The organism is Salinicola tamaricis (assembly GCF_003006155.1).
Taxonomy (GTDB): Bacteria; Pseudomonadota; Gammaproteobacteria; order Pseudomonadales; family Halomonadaceae; genus Salinicola; species Salinicola tamaricis.
Genome location: NZ_CP023559.1, coordinates 3,469,824 through 3,491,198 on the forward strand (window position 1 = coordinate 3,469,824; position 21,375 = coordinate 3,491,198).

A 21,375-nucleotide genomic window follows, 5' to 3' on the forward strand; every position below is an offset into this window, starting at 1 on the left:
CGGGCGCAACGTCGCCTCGATCGACGATGCGATCCTGCGCTGGGTTCGAGCGCGTACGCACGCTGGTGATCGCCTCGGGCATGGTCGGGGTGATCGAGCACGTGCCGGGGCTGGATCGGCGCGCCTTCTGGAAGACGTCGTTCACGGTCGCCAATCTGGCCCGCGCGATCGTGCGCCACAGCCGTGTCGGGGGGCTGTCGCCGGAGACCGCCTTTACCTGTGGCATCCTGCACCACGTCGGCTCGGCGCTGATGCATATCGCCCACCCCGAGGTGATGGCGCGCATCGATGCGCTGGTGGCCCAGGGTGCACCGCGCAGCGAGCTGGAGTCGAGCCAGTTCGGCTACACCTTCAGTGAGGTGGGGGCGGAGCTGGGGCGCCGCTGGCGTTTTCCCGAGACCATCTGCCGCGCGCTGACCTATCAGAGCGCGCCGCTGGAGGCCGAGCCGTTCTCGCCCTACGCCGCCGCGGTGCATCTGGCCATCGGTATCGATCGCGACGTCGCCAACGGCCAGCGCGAAGAGCATGCCCTGGGCGAGATGCCGCGGGATGTGCGCCGGCCGCTCGCCCTCGATCTGCTGGCGCTCTACGAAGAGAGCGTGTCGAGCCTGCGCGGCGATGACGAGCTCGACGTGTTTCTGGGCAAGGCTTGAAGGCCACGCCGGACGCCGTCGCCAGCCTATTCGGGTGCTCAGCCGTCCAGATCGCTCGCCTCGACGAAGACCCGACACAGACTTTCGATACCGGCCTGATCCGCGGCGCTGAAGCGTGCCGCCTGGGGGCTATCGATATCGAGAACGCCCCATAGCCGATCCGCGACCACGATGGGTATCACCAGCTCCGAGCGTGAGGCGGCGTCGCAGGCGATATGGTCCGGCACGGCGTGGACGTCGTCGACGCGCTGGGTGGTGCGCGAGCGCGCCGCGGCACCGCACACCCCGCGGCTGAAGGGGATCGGGTTGCACGCCGGTTGGCCCTGGAACGGTCCCAGTACCAGGGTTTCCGGCTGGCGCTGCAGGTAGAAGCCGACCCAGTTGAGCGCGTCGAGCGCCTGCATCAGGAAGGCGCTGGTCTGGGCGGCATTGGTGAGCCAGTCGCGAGTGTCGAGCAGGGCGTGCAGCTGGCGTGCCAGGCTGGCGTAGTCAGTATCGGTTCGAGCGGACATGCAAAAGGCGCTCCTGGGTGTGAAGTGAAGGTGTCGGCAGGTCAGAGGCGGCCTCCAACGAAAGAACCAGCGCCGTGGCGCTGGTTCTCAGATGGCGTTCGAGAGGATCATTTCCAACCGGGAACGGCACCGCCCTTGAACATGTCTTCGGCTTTCTGCTCGACCGCATCGGACTGGTAGGCCTTGACCAGCTCCTGTACCGCCTTGTCATTCTGGTGGCCGTCGCGCACCACGATCAGGTTGACGTAGGGCGACTCTGAACCCTCCTTGATCAGCGCGTCGTCCAACGTCAGGCCGGCCGGCTGGGTGAAGGTCGAGTTGATGAAGGCCATATCGACGTCCGGCAGCACGCGCGGCATCTGCGCGGCCTCGATCTCCTTGAACGAGTAGTCGTGGGGGTTGTCGACGATGTCGATCGGGGTGGCCTCGAGATTGCTCGGATCGTCGAGTTTGATCAGCCCCTTGTTGTGCATGAGGATCAGTGCTCGCCCTTCGTTGGTGGGGTCGTTGGGCAGAGCGATGGTAGCGCCGTCCGGCAGGTCGTCGATGCTGTCGTACTTGGCCGAGTAGGCGCCGATCGGATAGACGAAGGTCTTGCCGGCGATGGCGAAGTCATAGCCGCGATCCTTCATCATCGCACGCAGGTAGGGCTCGTGCTGATAGGCGTTGGCATCCAGGCTGCCGTCGGCCAGCGCCGCGTTGGGCGTGACGTAGTCGGTGAATTCGATGATCTCGACGTCGAGGCCGTACTTCTCCTTGGCGACCTGCTTGGCGGCCTGCATGACATCGCTTTCCGGGCCAGCCATGGTGCCGACCTTGATGGTGTCGTCAGCCGCGTGAGCGGTACCGGTGATCAGCCCCAGGCCGAGAACGGTGGCGCCGAGCGCGCGCGTGAGTGAAATCGGCATTGACGAAACTCTCCCTGATCGATGAAGCGAATGGCGGCCGGCGGTCGACCGCGCGTGACCGATTCAATATAACGGAATAACCACTCTCTTGGTAATGCATTCTGGTTATGAAGGCTGATCAAGAGAGTGGATGATGTGGCGTGGTCATGGGGAAGGGTCATGAGAGCCATCGCCCCGGCGTGCCGGAGCGATACGCATGCGGGGTCTATTTATGATCGCTCTTGCGCACCAGATAGTCGCCCAGGCTCTGGAATAGCTGCACCATCACCACCAGCACCACCACGGTGATCAGCATCACGGTGGGGTTGAAGCGGTTGTAGCCGTAGCGGATGCCGAGATCGCCGAGGCCGCCGCCGCCCACCGCGCCGGCCATGGCGGAGTAGCTCACCAGTGCCACCACGGTGATGGTGAGGCCGTTGATGATGCCACCACGGGCCTCCGGCAGCAGCACCTTGAGGATGATCTGCATCGGCGTGGCTCCCATCGACTGTGCCGCCTCGACCAGCCCCGGCGAGACCTCGTTGAGCGCGCCTTCGACCAGGCGGGCGACGAACGGGATGGCGGCGATGGTCAGCGGCACCGCGGCGGCGTTGGTGCCGATCGAACTGCCCACGATCATCCGCGTGAAGGGGATGATCGCCACCAGCAGAATGATGAACGGGATCGAGCGGCCGACGTTGGTGATCACCCCGAGCAGGCCGTTGATCACCGGCTGGGCGAGAATCTGACGCGGCCGGGTGACGTAGAGCAGCACGCCCAACGGCACCCCGAGCAGGGCAGCGATCAGGCTGGAGACCGCCACCATGTAGAGCGTCTCCAGGGTGGACTGCCAGACGAGATCAATCAGTGCGCTGGACATGGCCGAGCACCTCCACATGCAGGTCGAAGGATTCGAGCGTGGCGAGCGCTTGGCGTGTCTGCTCGGCGCTGCCCATCAGTTCGGCGATCATCAGCCCCAGGGTGCGGCCCTGGATCGACTCCACCTTGGCCTGCAGGATACTGACGTCGATGCCGTGCTCGCGGGCCAGCCGCGAGATCAGCGGGGTCGAGACGCTGTCGCCGGAGAAGGTCAGGCGTACCACCGGGTGGGTATGCGCGCCGGCCTCGGTTTCCAGTCGCTCGACCAGCGCCTGGGGCGGTTCGAGTTCGAGAAAGTCGTTGAGGAACTCGCGCCCCAGCCGGGTCGCCGGGGCGGTGAAGAAGTCGCCGACGTCTGCCTCTTCGACCAGGCGCCCATCGGAGATCAGGCCGACCCGGTGGCAGATGCTCTTGACCACCTCCATCTCGTGGGTGATCAGCAGGATGGTGAGCCCCAGCTGCTGGTTGATCTCCTGCAGCAGCGACAAGATCGAGGTGGTGGTCTGCGGGTCGAGGGCCGAGGTCGCCTCGTCGCACAGCAGCACCTTGGGCCGGCTGGCCAGGGCGCGGGCGATCGCCACGCGCTGCTTCTGGCCGCCGGAGAGCTCGGCCGGGTACTGGCGTGCCTTGTCGGCCAGCCCGGTGAGTTCGAGCAGCGGCATGACCCGCTCACGGATCGCTCCGCGGGACTCGCGCATCAACTCCAGCGGCAGCGCCACGTTGTCGTAGACGCTGCGGTTGGTCAGCAGGTTGAAATGCTGGAAGATCATCCCGCACTGGTGGCGCGCCTGGCGCAGTTGGGCCGGATTCAGCGCGGTCAGCTCCTGGCCATCGACGAAGACGCGCCCGGCGCTGGGGCGCTCGAGCAGGTTGACGCAGCGGATCAGGGTCGATTTGCCGGCGCCCGAGAGCCCGATGACACCGTGGATAGTGCCCTTGGGCACCGTCAGATCGATATCCTCGAGTGCCTGCACCGCGCGGCCGCCGCTGCCGTAGGTCTTGGAAACCCGTTCAAGTGTGATCATGAAACGTATCGCTACCCTGGGGGCGTGCATATGGAGGCGTAAGACGCCGCGGGGTTTGGCGCGAGCGCGGCCCGGCGTCGACGAAGCGCGCTAGTATACTGATCGGGACAGGGCAGGGCGACAGCCGCGGGCCGGCCGGCGGGCGCGGGTCATGCCTTCTCTGGTCGCGGCAGCAATCCGCCGAGCACGATGCGCTGGACGTTGTCGACGCTGGCGGCGAAGAATGCTGGATCGCTGAGATCCTGGTCGGAGATGGCCTGAATCTGTACCGCGAAATCGGCGTAGTGCTGGGTGGTGCTCCACAGCAGATAGATGAGGTGGTAGGGGGCGACCGGGGCAAGCTGGCCGCTGTCGACCCACTGCTGCACTGCGCGTGCCTTCTCGGCCATCAGACTGCGCTGCTCGGCCAGCACCTTGCCCAGCAGCGGTGCACCCTGAATCACCTCCAGGCAGTAGAGGCGCGACGCCTGTGGCTGATCGCGTGCGAGTTCGAGCTTTTGCTGGATATAGCGGCGGATGGCGATTTCAGGCGGGGTGCTGGCGCAGATCAGATCCATGGGAACCTGCCAGCAGCTCAGGATACGCTCGAACACTGCCAGGTAGAGTGTCTTTGCTGGCGTAGTGGTAGAGCAGGTTGGTCTTGGAGACGCCAGCGAGTTCGGCGATGGCGTCGAGGCTGGCGCCATGCAGGCCGAACTGGGAAAACAGCGACAACGCCGCATCGAGGATCGTCTGGCGCCGTGCTTCGCTGGCACGCGCCCGCGCTGTGGTCGGTCGGGGAGAGCTGGTCATGGGCTGTAACGCTGACTCATGGCTATCGTTCATTACATTCGTTACAGCAGCAGGGCTGCACATTCGTCACAGCTGGGGGCTTCGGGCGACAGGGTGTGGCCGCGGCATGACCGGCCGTCTCTGCGCTGCTGGTTTCCCCCGGGGTGTGCCGGACACGTGGGCGGTTGTGATCACGCGGGCGATCATAGTAGGCAGGCCGTGCGATGGGCGTCAATGTCGCGCGTGCGCTCGCGTGCTACCCTACGCAGCGCTCTGGGCGGGTCTGGCAAGCAGCTGCCGGGCTGGGGTTTTCCGCTCGACTGACTCTCGACCGCTGGCTCAAACGTGAAGAGGAGATCGCTGCGATGTTCACCGGGATCGTTCAGGATATGGGGACCGTGGTTGCCATCGAACCACGCGAGCAGTTGCACACGCACGTGGTGGCGATGTCGCCGGCGCTGCGTGAAGGGCTGGCGCTGGGCGCGTCGGTGGCCCATAACGGCTGCTGCCTGTCGGTCACCGCGATCGACGGCGAGCACGTCAGTTTCGATCTGATGCGCGAGACCCTGCGTCTGACCAATCTCGGCGCGCTCAAGGTCGGCGATCGGGTCAATCTGGAGCGTGCTGCGCGCTTCGGTGACGAGATAGGCGGCCATGCCATGTCCGGGCATATCATGGGCATGGCGCGGCTGACCGAGATCGACGAGGCGCCCAATAATCGGCGGCTGTGGTTCGCGCTGCCGGCGGGGCTCGAACGCTTCGTGTTCGACAAGGGCTATATCGGTATCGACGGCATCAGTCTGACCATCGGCGAGGTGCGCGGCGAGCGCTTCTGCGTCAATCTGATCCCGGAGACGCTGGCGCGGACCACCATCGGTGAGCGCCTGCCCGGCGATCAGGTCAATGTCGAGGTCGACCCGCAGACCCAGGCGATCGTCGAGACGGTGGAGCGCGTGCTGGCCGCTCGGGGCTAGTTCGGCCACCCAGCGTTCATGTGGCGGCACATGGGTCGCGTCGCTGCGGCTGCTTGGGTAACATAAGCGCCTTTGTGCCTCGTCTTCTGGCGCGTGCTGTGGTCAGCGTCAGAATGTCAGTACGAGAACGTCAGCACTAGAGGGGCGGTGCCCGAGAGTCAGCCGCGCGGGTACCCTCACCAGGATGCGCCGATTCCGGCCAATGGAGTTTCTTTAGATGAGCAGTATCTACGGCGACTATATCAAGTCGGTCATCCGTACCGTGCCGGACTGGCCCCAGCCCGGCGTGAACTTCCGTGACATCACGCCGCTTCTGCAGAACAGCGCCGCCTTCCGCAAGCTGATCGACAGCTTCGTGCACCGCTATCAGGAACTCGAGGTCGATGCCATTGCTGCGGTCGACGCGCGCGGTTTCATCGTCGGTGCGCCGCTGGCCTACGAGCTGGGCTGCAGCTTCGTGCCGGTACGCAAGAAGGGCAAGCTGCCGTTCAAGACGATCAGCGAGACCTACACGCTGGAGTACGGTGAGTCCACCGTCGAGCTGCACTCGGATGCCTTCCGCGAGCACGATCGTATCGTGATCATCGACGATCTGATCGCCACCGGCGGCACCATGCTGGCCGCGGCGTCGCTGATCACCCGCAGCGGTGGGCATATCGTCGAACTGGCCTCGATTCTCGATCTGCCCGAGCTTGGCGGATCGGCCAAGATTCGCGAGGCGGGCTACAGCGTCTTCTCCGTGTGCAGCTTCAACGAAGACGAGTGATTCACGCCGCCGCCGATCACCGGCGGCGGCGCCATCATCGGGTGGAAAAAGAGCATGAGCGCCAATCGTTATCATCAGCTGTTCACGATCTCCTGGGATCAACTCCACCGGGACGTGCGCACGCTCTGCCACCATCTGGTCGAGCGTGACTTCAAGGGGATCGTCGCGATCACTCGTGGCGGGCTGATTCCCGCTGCCCTGATCGCGCGCGAGCTCAACGTGCGCCTGATCGACACGGTGTGCATCAAGAGCTATGACGAGCAGTCTCAGGGCCAGCTCGATGTCATGAAAGGGGTCGAGCACGACGGCGACGGCTGGCTGCTGGTGGATGACCTGGTCGACACCGGCAAGACCGCGCGGGCGGTACGCGAGATGCTGCCCAAGGCGCATTTCGTCACGATCTATGCCAAGCCGGAAGGGCGGCCGCTGGTCGATCAGTATCTCACCGAGGTGGCGCAGGATTGCTGGATCCAGTTCCCCTGGGACTTGGGTCACGCCTATGTCGAGCCGCTGGTCGATCAGGTGCGCGCGCCCAAGCCGTGAGCGCGGCATCCGCCAGTTGCACTACCTTCCACCGTTTTCCATTACGCCTTCCCTCAGCCCACGGAGACACTGGCATGCCTGCGAAAACGCCGTTGCCCGACAGCTGGAACGCCCAGTTGGGGGCGGAGTTCGACGCTGACTACATGCACCAGCTGCGGGCCTTTCTGGCGGCCGAGAAGGCGGCGCACAAGGTGATCTACCCGCACTCCTCGCACTGGTTCCGCGCCTTCGAGCTGACCCGCTGTCGCAGGTCAAGGTGGTGATCCTGGGCCAGGACCCCTACCACGGCCCCAACCAGGCCCACGGCCTGTGTTTCTCGGTGCGCCCGGGCGTGCCCACGCCGCCGTCGCTGCAGAACATCTACAAGGAGCTGGCCCAGGACGTCGGCACCATGGCGGTCTCCCACGGCTTTCTCGAGCACTGGGCGCGCCAAGGCGTGCTGCTGCTCAACAGCGTGCTCACGGTGGAGCAGGGCAACGCCGGTTCCCACCGCAACCGCGGCTGGAGCGCTTCACCGATCGCGCCATCCAGGTGGTCAACGAGCAGTGCGAGGCGTGGTCTTTCTGCTCGGGGCAGCTACGCCCAGAAGAAAGCCAGTTTCGTCGACCGCCAGCGCCACTGGTGCTGCACTCGGTGCATCCGTCGCCGCTCTCCGCCCATCGGGGATTCTTCGGCCAGCGCCACTTCTCCCAGGCCAATGCCTTCCTCGCCGCCCGCGGGCGTGACCCCATCGATTGGCAGCTGCCGGCGACACCCGAGTAAGAGCCCATTTTCCCAACCCTCTGACGATGGGCGCCGGGGGCAGGGCAAATGACCCGCGCGGTGGGCGGATGAGTTCGCGTCGCCGCAGGGCGGGCTTGTCGCGTACAATAGGCGGGTTTTTCATTGCTGACGAAGGCGCCTATTCAGGTGTTCATCCCATCGCCCATCCGCTGGTTCAACATAAGCTCGGACTGATGCGGGCTGCCGATATCAGCACCAAGAGTTTTCGCGAACTGCCTGCGAATGGCCAAGCTGCTGACTTACGAAGCGACCCAGAATCTGGAGCTGGAGCCTGCGACCATCGAGGGTTGGAACGGCGAGCCGATTGCGGTCGAGCAGATCAAGGGCAAGAAGGTCACCATCGTGCCGATCCTGCGTGCCGGCCTGGGCATGCTCGACGGCGTCACCGATCTCATCCCCAGCGCGCGCATCAGCGTGGTCGTCTTTATCGTAACGAGGAGACCCTCGAACCGGTACCCTATTTCGAGAAGTTCGTGAGCGCCCTCGACGAACGCTTGGCGATCGTCATCGACCCCATGCGGCCACTGGCGGCTCCATGGTGGCGACGCTGGACATGCTCAAGGCGCGTGGCTGCCAGCAGATCAAGGTGATCGTGCTGGTGGCGGCGCCGGAGGGTATCGAACGCGTTCAGCAGGCGCATCCCGAGGTCGAAATCTACACTGCGGCGGTCGACCAGAAGCTCGACGAGCACGGCTATATCGTGCCCGGGCTGGGTGATGCCGGCGACAAGATCTTCGGCACCCGGTGATCGCGACCACCGAGATCACCGGCGTGGTATTGGCCGGTGGCCGCGACGGCGCATGGGCGGTGAGGACAAGGGCTGGGTGGAACTCGCCGGGCGCCCGCTGATCGAGCATGTGCTGGCGCGCCTGCGTCCCCAGGTCGGCGCACTGATGATCAGTGCCAACCGCCATCTGCCGCGCTACCGCGGTTTATGGTGTACCGGTGGTCGCGGATAGCGAGCCCGATTTCCCGGCCCGCTGGCCGGCGCGCTGGCTGCCATGCGGTCGCCTCACGCCCTGGCTGTTGTCGCCGGTGGACACGCCTTGGCTGCCGCCCGATCTCTGCCGGCGGCTGGCACAGGCGGCGGAACAGGCCGATATCGTCGTGGTGCATGACGGCGCACGGTTGCAACCGTTGACGGCGCTGGTGCGTACCTCCCTCGAGGCGGATCTAGCGCGCTGGCTGGAGAGCGGCGCGGGGCGAGTGCTCGACTTCTATCAGCGCCACCGCTGGTGCCAGATCGACTTCGCCGACCGCCGCGCGAGTTTTGCCAATCTCAACACGCCGCAGGAGCGCGAGCGTGCTGAACGCTCGTCCGGAGGTAGAGATGAGGGTGAGAGATCAGGGCAGGAATGAGGGCGAGAGATGAGTGAATCGCTTGCCGCCTGCGCCGGCGGCATTCCGCTACTCGGCGTGGTGGCCTGGAGTGGTACCGGCAAGACCACGCTGCTCGAGGCGTTGCTGCCTCGGCTGGCCGAGCATGGCCGGCCCGCGGCGGTGATCAAGCACGCTCATCACGCCTTCGACATCGATCAGCCGGGCAAGGACAGCCACCGCCTGCGCCAGGCCGGTGCGACACCCATGCTGGTGGCCTCCGGCAAGCGCTTTGCGCTGATGATGGAGACGCCGGGGCGCGACGAACCGGACCTGCCCGCGCTGGTGCGCCAGGTAGCTGCCTTGCGGCCGGCGTTGATTTTGGTCGAGGGGTTCAAGCAGTGGCCGCTGCCCAAGCTCGAACTCTATCGGGGCGAGCATGATCAGCCGCTGCTGGCCAGTGACGACCCTTGGGTCGAGGCGGTGGCGCTCAAGCCAGCCGGCGCCATTGCCGCGGCGCGTGAGCGCGTGGCGCGGGGGTGGCGCTGCTCGATCTCGATGATCACGCGGCCATCCTGGCTTGGATTCTGGCCTGGGCCGAGCGTCGCGACGCGGTACGAGACACCCCTCCGGGTTAGCCGGTGTCCGGGGCGCGGCGGGCTTCGAGGCTCCGACGTGCGGGCGTAACGCCGGGAAATTAACTATGCTGAGAGTTTCGGCGTAAGACTTTGAAAGCGAGGCGAATCCTGTCATGACCTTGACGCATCTCAACGCCCGTGGCGAGGCGCACATGGTCGATGTGGCCGACAAGCCGGAGAGTCGGCGAGAGGCGCGGGCGCGGGGCCGCATCCGTATGCAGCCGGCCACGCTGGCGCTGCTGGCCGAGGGTGGTTTGCCCAAGGGCGACGTGCTGGCCACGGCGCGTATCGCCGGCATCCAGGCGGCCAAGCGCACCCACGAGCTAATTCCGCTGTGCCATGCGTTGGCGCTGTCGAAGGTGACGCTCGATTTCGAGCTCGACAGCACTCAAGGCTGCGTCTGGGTCGAGGCGTTCTGCCGTCTCAATGGCCGCACCGGGGTAGAGATGGAGGCGCTCACTGCGGTATCGGTGGCGTGTCTGACGCTCTACGACATGTGCAAGGCGGTGGATAAGGCGATGATCATCGACGGCGTGCAGCTCGAGGAAAAGCGTGGCGGGCGCTCCGGCGACTTCTCGCGCCAGGCGCAACAGACGCAGGAGGCGGCGGCCGATGTGCAACCGGCGGTGCGCGGTGAAAACCCGTTGCACGGCGAGACGCCGGTCGTGTCGGTGCGCTTCCTCGCCGAGTTGCGCGAGCGCCTGGGGACGGAGCAGACCGAACTCGATCCGGCGCAGCTGGCGGTGGCCGACATCGCCGGGGTCAAGCGTGCGCTGATGGCGGCCGATCCGCGCTACGCGCTGCTCGAGGAAGGTCGGGTGCTGGCGGCGTGCAATCAGATCATGGCCACCGACGCGACGCCGGTGGCGCCGGGGGATGAGGTTGCCTTCTTTCCGCCGGTGACCGGCGGCTAGCGACATGAGCCATGGCGGCGAACAGCCCGGGGAGCAGGGTATGCAGATCGACATTCGCGTACAACAGGCAGCATTCGATGCCGTTGCCATGCAGCAGCGGCTGACCGCCAGGCGTCGGGATATCGGCGCGCTGGTGAGCTTCACCGGCCTGGTTCGTGACATCAACGAGCGTCCCGACGTCGAAGCGCTGACCCTCGAACACTTCCCCGGCATGACCGAACAAGCGCTCGAGGCCATCGCTCGTGATGCCGGGGCGCGCTGGCCGCTCACGGGGGTTGGCGTGGTCCACCGGGTCGGTCGGCTGCCAGGGGACCCGATCGTGCTGGTGATGGTGACCAGCGCACATCGACGGGCGGCCTTCGAGGCCTGTGACTTCATCATGGATCGATTGAAGACGCGAGCACCTTTCTGGAAGAAAGAGCACACGGCCAGTGGCGACTACTGGGTTTCTGAACGACAGAGCGACCATGACGATGCCGGTCGTTGGGAGCGAGCATGACAGCACTGATCGACGACTTCTCGCGCCGGGTGCGCTACGTGCGCATCTCGGTCACCGATCGCTGCGATTTCCGCTGCGTCTACTGCATGAGCGAGGAGATGACCTTTCTGCCGCGGGCCCAGGTGCTCACCCTGGAGGAGCTCGAGCAGGTGGCGCGCGCGTTTACCGAACTGGGCGTGGAGAAGGTTCGACTGACTGGCGGCGAGCCGCTGGTGCGCCAGGGAATCAGTGGGCTGGTCGAGCGTATCGGTGGCCTGCCTGGCCTGCGCGAACTGGCCATGACCACCAACGGTGCCAGCCTGGGCAAGCACGCGGTCGCGCTCAAGCGTGGCGGCCTGTCGCGGCTCAACATCAGCCTCGACTCCCTCGATCCTGAGCGGTTTTCGCCGTCTCACTCGTACTGGTGATCTGGCCAAGGTGATCGATGGTATCCACGCGGCGCCAAGATGCCGGTTTCGAGCGTATCAAGCTCAATGCGGTGATTCTCAAGGGGCGTAACGACGACGAAATTCTCGATCTGGTCGACTTTGCCAGAGCGGAAGGCCTGGATATCAGCTTTATCGAAGAGATGCCGCTGGGGGATGTCTCCGATCACTCGCGCGGTGAGACCTTTTATTCCAGCGACGCTGTCCAGGCGCGGATCGAAACCCGGCACGCGCTGCTCCCCTCGGCTGAATCTTCGCTCGGACCCTCGCGCTATTTTCGGATGCACGACAGCGACAGCCGAATCGGTTTCATCTCGCCCCACAGCCACAACTTCTGCAGCACCTGTAATCGTGTTCGTGTCACCGTGGAAGGGCGCCTGCTGCTCTGTCTGGGCAATGAGCACTCGGTCGATTTACGCCATACGCTGCGCCGCTATCCCGGTGAACTCGAGCCGTTGAAACAGCAGATCGTGGCGGCCATGGCGCTCAAGCCGGAGCGCCATCACTTCACCACCGACGGCGATGTACAGGTCGTGAGGTTCATGAATATGACGGGTGGCTAATCGACTTCGCGTCCCCGCTAAGACGTCGGCGATTATTAAAAGGTCAGCACTTTGTGCCGGCCTTTTTTGATTTAAATCCTTGCCAAACTATGTCTCGGGAATATACTTTCTGAAAATGATTCGGCGCAAAGCCGTCAATGCGCATGGTAAGGAGGGACGATGTCCACGGAATCTTTGGAACGTATCGCGCGCAATAAGAACGTGGCGCGCGCCGCTGCTCGTCAGTTGAGCATGGAGCAACTGCACAAGTTGTCCGAGGTCATCAATGAGGTGATCGAGCAGAAACAGCAGGAAGATCATCAGCGCCAACAAGACGAAGCCGACAAGCAACGCAAGCTTGCCGAGATTCGTGAAGCGATGAACGATGCTGGGCTGTCGATGGACGACCTGGTCGGCGAACAGCCGCGTAAACGCCGTGGACGTCCGCCCAAGAACGCCAGCAAAGTCTGAGCGTTGGCTTGGGGAGATATTGGTCGATGCGAGCGAGTCAAGTTAGCATCTAGCAGGTACGAGCCGTGATGAGCCGTGGCGAGTTCGGGGAGATATCGCAAGAGCTTTGGCGCCCGGCGCCGTGGCCTCTGTCACACCGTTAGCGGCTAGATCCCGGTAGGTGGTGTCCAGCTATCGCTGCGTCACTCCCGTCGAGTCGAAACGCGCCGAGCTTCTGCTCGGCGCGTTTTTCGTGCGCGCAGTTGAACGCGCGCAGGGAGCGGGCATTCAGCCGGAGGCCGTACGCACCTCGTGTTCGGGCTGAGGGTCGGCGGGCATCAGCTGCAGATGCAGCTCCGGCAGCTTGGCCAGATGTGCCTTCAGCCACTCGTTGAGCGGCGCGAACAGTTGCTGACGCAGCTGCAGCAAGGACTCCGCCGGGATGGCGTCGATGCGCTGGTCGAGCCAGTCCGCCAGAGCCTCCTCGTCCAGATCGAGCGCGCTCTCGCTATCCCACAGCAGTCTGCCGATACGCGTCCAGCCGGTTTCGGTCGGCAGCAGTGTGAGGGCGATCGATAGCGAGCTGGCGGCGCGGCGCGGGGGGTACTGGCTGCGCCGGGCCGGCCGGCGCGGGTGCGCGGCGAGAGCAGCGTCGGCTGCAGGTGGAAGTGTCGGCGCGGGCTGAGCGTGCCGTTCTCCAGTGCCAGTAGATCGCCGTTGACGACCCGGTTTCGGCACCGCGATGCCGAGCGTTTCGGCGAGCTCGCGGTGGGCCTCCTGGTGCGTCAACTCGCCGTGTACCGGCCGCAGGCGTGGCTTGAGCCAGCCGTAGAGCTGGCGTAGTTCGGCCCGTGCAGGGTGTCCGGAGGCGTGCAGCGCCGGGTCGGAGTGCTCGTCGTGGATGTGGACGTCGAGCCGCCTGAAACCGTTCTTGAGGCGTTCGATGGGGCGTTCATTGCCGGGGATGGCGCGGGCCGAGAAGATGACGTGATCACCCGCTTCGAGGTCCAGCAGCGGATGGCGGCCCTGGGCCAGTCGCGACAGGGCCGAGCGCGGCTCTCCCTGGCTGCCGGTGGCGATGAGCAAGATCTCCTCCGGCGGCAGATAGCCGAGATCATAGGTCGGCACCTGGGGCGGGAAGTCCTCCAGATAGCCGAGCTGGCGGGCAATGGCCACCATGCGCTCCATCGAGCGACCCAGCAGCGCCACGCGCCGTCCGCAGCGCGCGGCGATCTGCCCTAGCGACTGGATGCGCGCAAGGTTGCTGGCAAAGCAACTGACCGCAACACGTCCGCGACACTCGCGGATCACCGCCTCGAGCGCGGCGCCGGCTTCCGACTCGCTGCGCGAGTGGCCCTCGACATCGGCATTGGTCGAGTCGGCCACCACCAGGTCCACCGGCGCTAGGCGCTCGAACGGGCGCGAATCGATCGGTGGGCCGATCAGCGGCGCCGGATCGAGCTTCCAGTCGCCGGTGTGCAGCACGCGCGCCCCGGGCGTTTCGATCGCCAGCGCGCAGCTTTCGGGGATGGAGTGGGTGACCGCCACGAAGCCGACCTTGAAGGGGGACTGCTCGACGCTGCTGCGGGTGTCACCGCACGCAGCGCATCGGTGCGCAGACCGCGCTCGAGAAACTTGGCGCGCAGCATCTCGATCGCCAGCGGCGTGGCATAGACCGGGCAGCCCCAGTGCGGCCAGATCCAGGCCAGGGCGCCGATATGGTCCTCATGGCCGGGGTGATGAAGACCGCTTCGGGGATCATGCCCTCCGCCGCCAGGTGGGCCACATCGGGAATCTGCAGCGGTGCGTCGGGCAGATCCTGGCGGATCATCATACCGCAGTCGACCGCAATCCAGTGGTCGTCATAGCCGTAGAGCGAAAGGTTCATGCCGATCTCACCGCAGCCGCCCAACGGATGAAACAGCAGGGGCGGATAGGTACGGGGGCGAATCTGCGCGCGCGGACGAAACATCGGCTTCCTTAACGGGAAAAGTCTCGACTCACTATAAGGCATCGCTCTCGGCCCGCTCAAACCGGGATCGGACCGCGGAAAGGCCAGCGCCGCAGCCACGGCGAATCGGGTACAATATCGCCGCCCCGAGCGCAGCGGACGTCGCGCCGCCGCTGCCGGGGTAGGTTGCGTCGTCGCGTTCTCTCGGTGCGCGGCGACTTTTCGTTTCATCGACCCTGTCAGCGTGAGTTATGCCGCACAATTATCGTTTGATCGTCTCCTGCCCCGACCGGGTCGGGATCGTGTCCCGGGTCTCGGGCTTCATCGCCGCCCAGGGTGGCTCCATCATCGAGGCCAACCAGCACTCCGACCTGGATAACGGGCGCTTTTTCATGCGCTACGACATTCAGTCGGAAGCGTTGGGCGCCGCGGCCTTCCGGGCCGAATTCGAGACCATCGCCCGCGAGTTCGCGATGGATTGGCGGCTGAGCGACGCCAGCCGGCGTCAGCGTGTGGTGCTGATGGTCTCGCGCGAGTCGCACTGTCTGGTCGACCTGCTCTATCGCTGGTCGGCAGGAGAGCTCGACTGCGATATTCCCTGCGTGATTTCCAACCACGACGATCTGCGCGCCCTCGTCGAGTGGCACGGCATCGAGTTCCATCGCGTGAGCGTCGATCCCGCCGACAAGGCGCCCGCGTTCGCCGAGGTCGAACGGCTGATCGATGCGGCCGATGCCGACAGCGTGGTGCTGGCACGTTACATGCAGATCCTGCCGCCAGCGCTATGCGAGCGCTACGCCGGGCGCATCATCAATATCCATCACAGCTTTCTACCGTCCTTTGCCGGCGCCAAGCCGTATCACCAGGCGTTCGAGCGCGGGGTCAAGCTGATCGGTGCGACCTGCCACTACGTCACCCAGGAGCTGGACGCGGGGCCGATCATCGAGCAGGACATTCAGCGGGTCTCGCACTGCCATACGCCCAGGATCTGGTTCGGCTGGGGCGCGATGTGGAGAAGGCGGTGCTCGCCCGTGGCTTGCGCTGGCACCTGCAGGACCGCGTGCTGATCCATGGCAACAAGACCGTCGTCTTCTCCTGATTCCCTGCCCGGTATCGCAGGCCTTGCGCCTGCGGCGTCAGGTCGGCTGCTCGCCGTCGAACAGGCTGAGCTGGCGCTGTTCGGCCTCCGGCGCCAGGCGCACGCCGACCCCGAGCAGGCGTACCGGGCGGCCGCCGCGTTGCCAGGCGCTCTCCAGCAACTCGTGGAAACGCGCGTGGATCACGCCGCGGGCGCCGGTCTCCTGGGTGGTGCTGGTGAAGTCGTGAAAGCGCACCTTGACGAACTGCTTGCCGATATCGGGGTGGCCATGGCGGGCCAGGCGTTCGTCGAGACGTGCGATCAGCGGTGCCAGCGCCTGGTGGCACTGGGCGAGATCCGGTAGATCACTGTCGTAGGTGGTCTCGACGCTGACCGACTTGCGCTCCCGGGTGACGTTGACCGGACGGTCGTCGATGCCGTGGGCCAGCTCGTGCAGGCGCTGGCCGAACTTGCCGAAGGCGTCGATCAATTGCTCCAGCGGGCGGGCGCGCAGTTCGGCGCAGGTGGCGATGCCTAGACCCGCCAGCTTGGCCGCGGTGGCAGGGCCGACCCCGTGCAGCTTGTCGACCGCCAGCCCCTCGATGAAGCTCGCATCTGCGTGGGCGGAATCACGAACAGGCCGTCGGGCTTGTCCCAGTCGCTGGCGATCTTGGCCAGGAACTTGTTGGGCGCTACACCCACCGAGACCACGATGCCGGTACGCGTGAGCACCTCCTGCTTGAGCCAGTGCGCCATCCAGGTCGCGCTGCCCTGGAAGCGGGTGACCTCGCTGACATCGAGATAGGCTTCGTCGAGAGAGAGCGGCTCCACCAGCGGGGTCAGCTCGTGGAAAACCGCCTGGATGTCATGCGAGACGCGGCGGTAGCGGTCGAAGTCGGGCTTCAGCAGCTTGAGCTCAGGGCATAGGCGCAGGGCGCGTGCGGTAGGCATCGCCGAATGGATGCCGTAGCGCCGGGCCGGGTAGTTGCAGGTAGCAATGACCCCGCGCTTGTCGGCACTGCCGCCGATCGCCAGCGGCAGATCGCGCAGCCCGGGGTCGTCGCGCATTTCCACCGCGGCGTAGAAGCAGTCGCAGTCCGCGTGGAGGATCTTGCGCATGGCCGCTGGCGGCTACTGCAGGCCCAGGCCGTTGCCGCCGCGGATGATACCCACGCCGAGACCTTCGATATCCAGCTGCTGATGCTCCAGATCGACTTCGATGGGGGCGAAGTCGGCATTCTCCGCCAGCAGGGTGACGCGGCGCCCGTGCCGTTGGAAGCGCTTGACCGTGACCTCGTCGTCGAGCCGGGCGACCACGATCTGGCCGTCGCGCACTTCCTGGGTGCGATGTACGGCGAGCAGGTCACCATCGAAGATGCCGATATCCTTCATCGACAGGCCACGTACACGCAGCAGGTAGTCAGCTCTGGGGGCGAATAGTCTGGCGGTAGCGGGCAGTAGCGGTCGATATGTTCGGCGGCGAGGATCGGGCTACCGGCGGCGACATTACCCACGATCGGTAGGCCGGTTTCGGCGGGCTCGAGGGGGTCCGGGGCGCCGGCCGCGGCGGGCAGGCGGATCCCGCGGGAGGTCCCCGGGATCATGCGGATCACACCCTTGCGATCGAGCGCACGCAGATGCTCCTCGGCGGCATTGGGGGAGCGAAATCCCAGCGCCTTGGCGATCTCGGCGCGGGTGGGCGGATAGCCGAACTCGGTCATCGTCTTGACGATGAAATCATAGACGTTCTGCTGCCGGGCGGTGAGCGGTCTCGACATTGGGCGTCTCCCCGGGGCCTGTCAGGGCTTGGTCATGTATACAGTCTGGAATTGTATCCAGTCATGCAGGGCAGGGAAAGGGGCTGGCGAGGATATGGGTGCGGGAAAGGGCCCAGGGATAGGACTCAAGGAAAGGGCGCCTTCGACGTTTGCCGCGATTGTGCCGTCGCGCCGGGAGTGGTTAGATTCAAAAGCGTTTTAAACAGGCGTTTTTCAGCTGACTCGACAGGCGTCGGCCGGTGGGTGGGATATCAGCCAACCGCCGCCGATGTCGACAGGAAAGAGGTAGTCCATGGCCCAGTCCGACACCGTGACCCGCATTCTCGACACCGCCGAGGTGCTGTTCGCCGAGAAAGGGTTCGCCGAGACGTCGCTGCGCAACATCACCACCCGGGCCAAGGTCAACCTGGCGGCGGTCAATTATCATTTCGGCTCCAAGAAGGCGCTGATCCAGGCCGTCTTCGCGCGCTATCTGGATCCCTTCGCCGAGCGCCTCAATCACGCGCTGGATGGACTCGAGCGTCACTATGGCGGGCAGGCCATTCCGCTCGAGGTGCTGCTCGAGCGCCTCGCCAACAGCGTGCTCGAGGTCCCGGCGGAGCGCCATAGTCTCAAGATATTCATGAAGCTCCTGGGGCTGGCCTATACACAGGCCCAGGGACATCTGCGGCGCTACATCCAGGCGCACTATGGCGAAACCTTCCACCGCTTCGTCGCCTGCCTGCGTCTGGCCACGCCGGAATTGCCGGAGGCGGAGCGCTTCTGGCGGCTTCACTTCATGCTCGGGACCGTGGTATTCACGCTCTCCGGACTGGATGCGCTGCGTGATATCGCCGACAACGAGTACCACGAGCATGTCACCGTGCGCGATCTGATCCGGCGGCTCAAGCCGGTGGTGGCAGCCGGTATGCTGGCACCGTTGGAATCGCCAGAGCCGGTAGCGACCTGACGAAGAGGTGCCGACCTCTGTCATGACGCTGGCGGGTCGTCTAGAATCGGGCGCTTCACGGTTTCAGGTAACGGCTATGACACAACCGCTGGGTCCGGTAATGCTGGACGTCGAGGGCACTCGACTGCGCGAGGAGGAGCGGCGGCTGCTGTCGTGCCCCGAGGTCGGGGGCGTCATTCTGTTTGCGCGCAATACCCCGGATGCAGGCACCACCCAGGCGCTGATCGGCGAGATTCGCGCTTGCCGCCCGGATCTGCTGGTCGCCATCGACCAGGAAGGGGGGCGCGTGCAGCGGCTCAAGCAGGGCGTGACCCGGCTGCCGCCGATGGCTTCTCTGGGGCGGCAGTTCGCCGAGGCGCCGGAGGCGGCCCTGGCCCTGGCCCTGGATACCGGCTGGCTGCTGGGCATGGAAATGGCCGCGTGCGGTTTCGACCTGACCTTCGCGCCGGTGCTCGATCTCGACGATGACCAGTCGCCGGCGATTGGCTCGCGCAGCTTCTCGCCCGACCCGGAGGTGGTCGCGGCGCTGGCCGGTGCCTTCATCGATGGCCTGCACGATGCCGGCATGGTCGCCATCGGCAAGCACTTTCCCGGCCATGGCGGGGCGCGTCAGGATTCGCACCATGCGGTGGCCCGGGACTCGCGCTCGCTGGACGCGCTGCGAGCGCACGATCTGGTGCCGTTTGCGCGGCTGGCAGGCAAGCTCGATGCAGTGATGCCGGCCCATGTGATCTTTCCCGCCTTCGACGAGCGCCCCGCGGGCTTCTCGCCCAGCTGGCTGGGGCTGCTGCGCGAAGAGCTCGGCTTCAAGGGTGCGATCTTCTCCGACGACCTGACCATGGCCGCCGCCCACGCTGCCGGGTCACCGGCGGCACGCGCCGAGTCGGCCTGGGCCGCCGGCTGTGATATGGCGGTGATCTGCAACGACCCCGCGGCGGCGCGCGAGGTGGTAGACGCCTGCAGCGGACGCCAGGCGCCGCGGATCGCCAAGCTGCGTTACGCCCGCGCCAGGCCGAGCCTCGAGTCGCTGGCGGTGATCTCGCGCTGGCGGCGCACCCACGCCCGGTTGGAAGCTCTCAACGAGGCGGAGTGATCCGCCCTCTGTTCCCAGGCGGCGCCGGCACTGCCGGTTGCCGCCCACTGCTATTGATACGGAATACGATGACTCAATCTACGCTCCCCGATGCGCTGAACTCGATGCAGGAGGTCATGGACAACGCCGACTGTCTGATCGACCAGGGCCAGGTAGAGCAGGCCCTCGACCGGATGGCCGCGGCGATCACCCGCGATCTCGGCGACAAGCTGCCGGTGTTCTACTGCGTGATGAACGGCGGTCTGATCACCACCGGGCATCTGCTGCCCGTCTCGGGTTTCCGCTCGAGGTCGACTATCTCCATGCTACCCGCTACCGCGGCGGCATCCGCGGTGGAGAGCTGTTCTGGCGGGTCTCGCCCGAGATCCCCATGGCTGGGCGCCACGGGTGATCGTCGACGACATTCTCGACGAGGGTGCGACCCTGGCGGCGATTCTCGACTACTGCCGTCAGGCGGGTGCGGCGAGTCTCTCCACCGCGGTGCTGGTCGACAAGCAGCATGATCGCAAGGCCTCGCCGACCTCAAGGCGACCTATTGCGGTCTGGAAGTGGTCGATCGCTACGTGTTCGGTTTCGGTATGGATTACAAGGGCTACTGGCGCAACGCCCCCGGTATCTTCGCGCCCAAGGACCTATGAGCCGGGAGGCAGCGTGCGCCACACCGCTCATCCATCGTGGCCCGCCGTTGCCTCTGTCCATTGCGGCCCGCTGCCGCCGCTACCGCTATCCATCGCGGCCTCTGTCCATTGCGGCCCCCTGCCGCCGCTGCCGCTATCCATCGCGGCCTCTGTCCATTGCGGCCCACTGCCGCCTCTGCCTCCGTTCATCGCGGCCCACCGCTGTCGCTAGCGTGGGCTGAAGCGTCTTTGCAAGCCGGTCTCGTTCATCATTCGCGTGGAGATCTCTTCGATCGAGAAGCGCGTGGTATCGATGAACGGGATGTTCTGGCGCCGATAGAGCGCCTCCGCCTGCTCGATCTCTTGCATGCACTGGTCCATTGAGCAGTAGCGGCTGTTGGGGCGGCGTTCGGTGCGGATCGCGGCCAGACGCCGGACATCGATGGTCAGGCCGAACAGCTTGTGGCGGTGTTTGGCCAGCGATGCCGGCAGGGCCAGGATGCCGTTCTCGTCGAGGTCGTCTTCGGTCAGCGGATAGTTGGCGGCGCGGATACCGAACTGCAGCGCCAGATAGAGCGACGTGGGCGTCTTGCCGCAGCGCGACACCCCGACCAGGATGATGTCCGCCTCCTCGTACTGATGGGTGCGTGCTCCGTCGTCGTTATCGAGGGCGAAGTTCACCGCGTCGATACGGTGCATGTAGACATCATCGCGCCCCATGGCATGGGCGCGGCCGACGGTATAGGTGGAGTGGGTCGCCAGCTCCTCTTCCAGCGGGGCGAGAAAGGTCGAGAAGATATCGACCATGAACGCCGGTGCCTCGGCGACGATCGCGCGCACCGACTGGTCGACGATGGTGTCGATGACGATCGGGCGCACGCCGTCGCGCTCGGCGGTGAGTTCGATCATGCCGACCAGCGAGCGCGCCTTGTCCAGGGTGTCGATATAGGGCTTGGTGACCAGGTGGAAATCGGTATTCTCGAACTGCGACAGCAGGCTGCGTCCCAGCGTCTCGGCGGTGATCCCGGTGCCATCCGAGATGAAGAAGGCGGTGCGTGTCATGGTGGGCGTTCCTCGGCATCGATAGCCCATTGTCGACCCGGATTTCCTGTTCAGGCAACCACTTGTGAAGACTCCACAGCGAATTCGTCGGCTGACTACAAGAACCGGGGAAAAGGCCGGATTCTTGTAGAAATACTCCAAACCCTACGCCCTTAAACTGCTGGCGCCGGCCGTGAGCGGCTGTTAGCTTCTGGCTCCAGCGAGGCGCAGAGGACGTGCCGCAACGTCAGCCGAAACGAGCAGCAGGAGAGGACCTTGGAACCCTTCAT

21 protein-coding genes and 7 pseudogenes are annotated in these 21,375 nt (G+C 65.4%); 17 read left to right on the forward strand and 11 right to left on the reverse strand.

The genetic code is table 11. The annotated features are described in order from the left end of the window. Positions 1–26: 26 nt before the first annotated feature. A complete protein-coding gene (locus CN538_RS15915) occupies positions 27–653 on the forward strand; it encodes an HDOD domain-containing protein (RefSeq protein ID WP_106420069.1) in 627 nt (208 codons plus the stop codon). Between the two features lie 38 nt (positions 654–691). On the opposite strand, the gene CN538_RS15920 is transcribed toward CN538_RS15915, so the two are convergent. From CN538_RS15920 to CN538_RS23340, 6 genes are all read right to left on the reverse strand, one after another. Beyond that, positions 692–1,165, reverse strand: a complete 474-nt coding sequence (locus CN538_RS15920) for a GAF domain-containing protein (RefSeq protein WP_106420070.1) — start codon at positions 1,163–1,165, stop codon at positions 692–694. 107 nt (positions 1,166–1,272) lie between these two features. Continuing rightward, a complete protein-coding gene (locus tag CN538_RS15925; protein ID WP_106420071.1) occupies positions 1,273–2,073 on the reverse strand; it encodes a MetQ/NlpA family ABC transporter substrate-binding protein in 801 nt (266 codons plus the stop codon). A 205-nt stretch (positions 2,074–2,278) separates the two neighbouring features. Continuing rightward, complete coding sequence (locus tag CN538_RS15930) at positions 2,279–2,932, reverse strand: methionine ABC transporter permease (protein ID WP_035471609.1); 654 nt, start codon at positions 2,930–2,932, stop codon at positions 2,279–2,281. Continuing rightward, positions 2,913–3,956 (reverse strand): methionine ABC transporter ATP-binding protein, encoded by a 1,044-nt coding sequence (locus tag CN538_RS15935; RefSeq protein WP_106420072.1) that lies wholly within the window; start codon positions 3,954–3,956, stop codon positions 2,913–2,915. Before CN538_RS15935 ends, CN538_RS15930 begins: the two co-directional genes overlap by 20 nt. Positions 3,957–4,105: 149 nt before the next feature. After that, positions 4,106–4,513: a TetR family transcriptional regulator C-terminal domain-containing protein gene (locus CN538_RS23335; RefSeq protein WP_242495247.1), complete on the reverse strand. Its 408-nt coding sequence runs from the start codon at positions 4,511–4,513 to the stop codon at positions 4,106–4,108. Next, entirely contained in the window at positions 4,482–4,748 is a 267-nt protein-coding gene (locus tag CN538_RS23340; RefSeq protein ID WP_242495248.1) for a TetR family transcriptional regulator, read from the reverse strand. The genes CN538_RS23335 and CN538_RS23340 overlap by 32 nt, the downstream gene beginning before the upstream one ends. Before the next feature lie 344 nt (positions 4,749–5,092). Between CN538_RS23340 and CN538_RS15945 the strand changes: the two genes are divergently transcribed. The 12 genes and pseudogenes from CN538_RS15945 to CN538_RS15995 all read left to right on the forward strand — a co-directional run bounded on the left by CN538_RS15945 (position 5,093) and on the right by CN538_RS15995 (position 12,599). Then, positions 5,093–5,701 (forward strand): riboflavin synthase subunit alpha, encoded by a 609-nt coding sequence (locus CN538_RS15945; RefSeq protein ID WP_106420073.1) that lies wholly within the window; start codon positions 5,093–5,095, stop codon positions 5,699–5,701. A 217-nt stretch (positions 5,702–5,918) separates the two neighbouring features. Beyond that, positions 5,919–6,467, forward strand: a complete 549-nt coding sequence (locus CN538_RS15950) for an adenine phosphoribosyltransferase (RefSeq protein ID WP_106420074.1) — start codon at positions 5,919–5,921, stop codon at positions 6,465–6,467. A gap of 54 nt (positions 6,468–6,521) precedes the next feature. Continuing rightward, positions 6,522–7,010, forward strand: coding sequence for a xanthine phosphoribosyltransferase (gpt, locus tag CN538_RS15955; RefSeq protein ID WP_106420075.1), 489 nt, complete (start codon positions 6,522–6,524; stop codon positions 7,008–7,010). 74 nt (positions 7,011–7,084) lie between these two features. Beyond that, positions 7,085–7,772: pseudogene (ung, locus tag CN538_RS15960) on the forward strand (uracil-DNA glycosylase). A gap of 194 nt (positions 7,773–7,966) precedes the next feature. Next, a pseudogene (gene upp / locus CN538_RS15965) lies at positions 7,967–8,541 on the forward strand (uracil phosphoribosyltransferase). A 52-nt stretch (positions 8,542–8,593) separates the two neighbouring features. Continuing rightward, positions 8,594–8,752, forward strand: coding sequence for an NTP transferase domain-containing protein (locus CN538_RS24610; protein WP_207233541.1), 159 nt, complete (start codon positions 8,594–8,596; stop codon positions 8,750–8,752). Beyond that, the gene (locus CN538_RS15970; protein ID WP_207233542.1) at positions 8,739–9,152 is read left to right on the forward strand and encodes an NTP transferase domain-containing protein; all 414 of its coding nucleotides are present in this window, start codon (positions 8,739–8,741) and stop codon (positions 9,150–9,152) included. Before CN538_RS24610 ends, CN538_RS15970 begins: the two co-directional genes overlap by 14 nt. A gap of 9 nt (positions 9,153–9,161) precedes the next feature. After that, positions 9,162–9,797: a molybdopterin-guanine dinucleotide biosynthesis protein B gene (gene mobB / locus CN538_RS15975; RefSeq protein ID WP_106420076.1), complete on the forward strand. Its 636-nt coding sequence runs from the start codon at positions 9,162–9,164 to the stop codon at positions 9,795–9,797. A gap of 64 nt (positions 9,798–9,861) precedes the next feature. Continuing rightward, on the forward strand, positions 9,862–10,662 hold the full coding sequence (gene moaC / locus CN538_RS15980) for a cyclic pyranopterin monophosphate synthase MoaC (RefSeq protein ID WP_106420077.1): 801 nt from the start codon (positions 9,862–9,864) through the stop codon (positions 10,660–10,662). 40 nt (positions 10,663–10,702) lie between these two features. Beyond that, positions 10,703–11,161, forward strand: a complete 459-nt coding sequence (gene moaE / locus CN538_RS15985) for a molybdopterin synthase catalytic subunit MoaE (RefSeq protein ID WP_106420078.1) — start codon at positions 10,703–10,705, stop codon at positions 11,159–11,161. Further along, positions 11,158–12,149, forward strand: a pseudogene (gene moaA / locus CN538_RS15990) (GTP 3',8-cyclase MoaA). The gene moaE and the pseudogene moaA overlap by 4 nt, the downstream one beginning before the upstream one ends. Positions 12,150–12,308: 159 nt before the next feature. After that, a complete protein-coding gene (locus tag CN538_RS15995; RefSeq protein WP_106420079.1) occupies positions 12,309–12,599 on the forward strand; it encodes an H-NS family histone-like protein in 291 nt (96 codons plus the stop codon). 267 nt (positions 12,600–12,866) lie between these two features. Here CN538_RS15995 and CN538_RS16000 read toward each other — a convergent pair whose 3' ends face one another. Further along, positions 12,867–14,126, reverse strand: a complete 1,260-nt coding sequence (locus tag CN538_RS16000) for a ribonuclease J (protein ID WP_242495249.1) — start codon at positions 14,124–14,126, stop codon at positions 12,867–12,869. A 43-nt stretch (positions 14,127–14,169) separates the two neighbouring features. Next, positions 14,170–14,550: a hypothetical protein gene (locus CN538_RS23345; RefSeq protein WP_242495250.1), complete on the reverse strand. Its 381-nt coding sequence runs from the start codon at positions 14,548–14,550 to the stop codon at positions 14,170–14,172. Between the two features lie 230 nt (positions 14,551–14,780). Here CN538_RS23345 and purU point away from each other — a divergent pair. Next, positions 14,781–15,628 (forward strand): annotated as a pseudogene (purU, locus tag CN538_RS16005) (formyltetrahydrofolate deformylase). Positions 15,629–15,665: 37 nt separating this feature from the next. Here the strand turns inward: purU and dinB are convergent. Continuing rightward, positions 15,666–16,726 (reverse strand): annotated as a pseudogene (dinB, locus tag CN538_RS16010) (DNA polymerase IV). A 12-nt stretch (positions 16,727–16,738) separates the two neighbouring features. Then, positions 16,739–17,385 (reverse strand): annotated as a pseudogene (lexA, locus tag CN538_RS16015) (transcriptional repressor LexA). 292 nt (positions 17,386–17,677) lie between these two features. Here lexA and CN538_RS16020 point away from each other — a divergent pair. From CN538_RS16020 to CN538_RS16030, 3 genes and pseudogenes are all read left to right on the forward strand, one after another. Then, on the forward strand, positions 17,678–18,334 hold the full coding sequence (locus CN538_RS16020) for a TetR/AcrR family transcriptional regulator (RefSeq protein WP_106420080.1): 657 nt from the start codon (positions 17,678–17,680) through the stop codon (positions 18,332–18,334). Between the two features lie 76 nt (positions 18,335–18,410). After that, on the forward strand, positions 18,411–19,427 hold the full coding sequence (gene nagZ / locus CN538_RS16025; RefSeq protein ID WP_106420081.1) for a beta-N-acetylhexosaminidase: 1,017 nt from the start codon (positions 18,411–18,413) through the stop codon (positions 19,425–19,427). A gap of 68 nt (positions 19,428–19,495) precedes the next feature. Further along, positions 19,496–20,065: pseudogene (locus CN538_RS16030) on the forward strand (hypoxanthine-guanine phosphoribosyltransferase). A gap of 207 nt (positions 20,066–20,272) precedes the next feature. Here CN538_RS16030 and ppsR read toward each other — a convergent pair. Then, positions 20,273–21,106 carry a posphoenolpyruvate synthetase regulatory kinase/phosphorylase PpsR gene (gene ppsR, locus CN538_RS16035; RefSeq protein ID WP_106420082.1) on the reverse strand — a complete coding sequence of 278 codons (834 nt, stop codon included), beginning with the start codon at positions 21,104–21,106 and terminating at the stop codon, positions 20,273–20,275. Between the last annotated feature and the right edge of the window lie 269 nt (positions 21,107–21,375).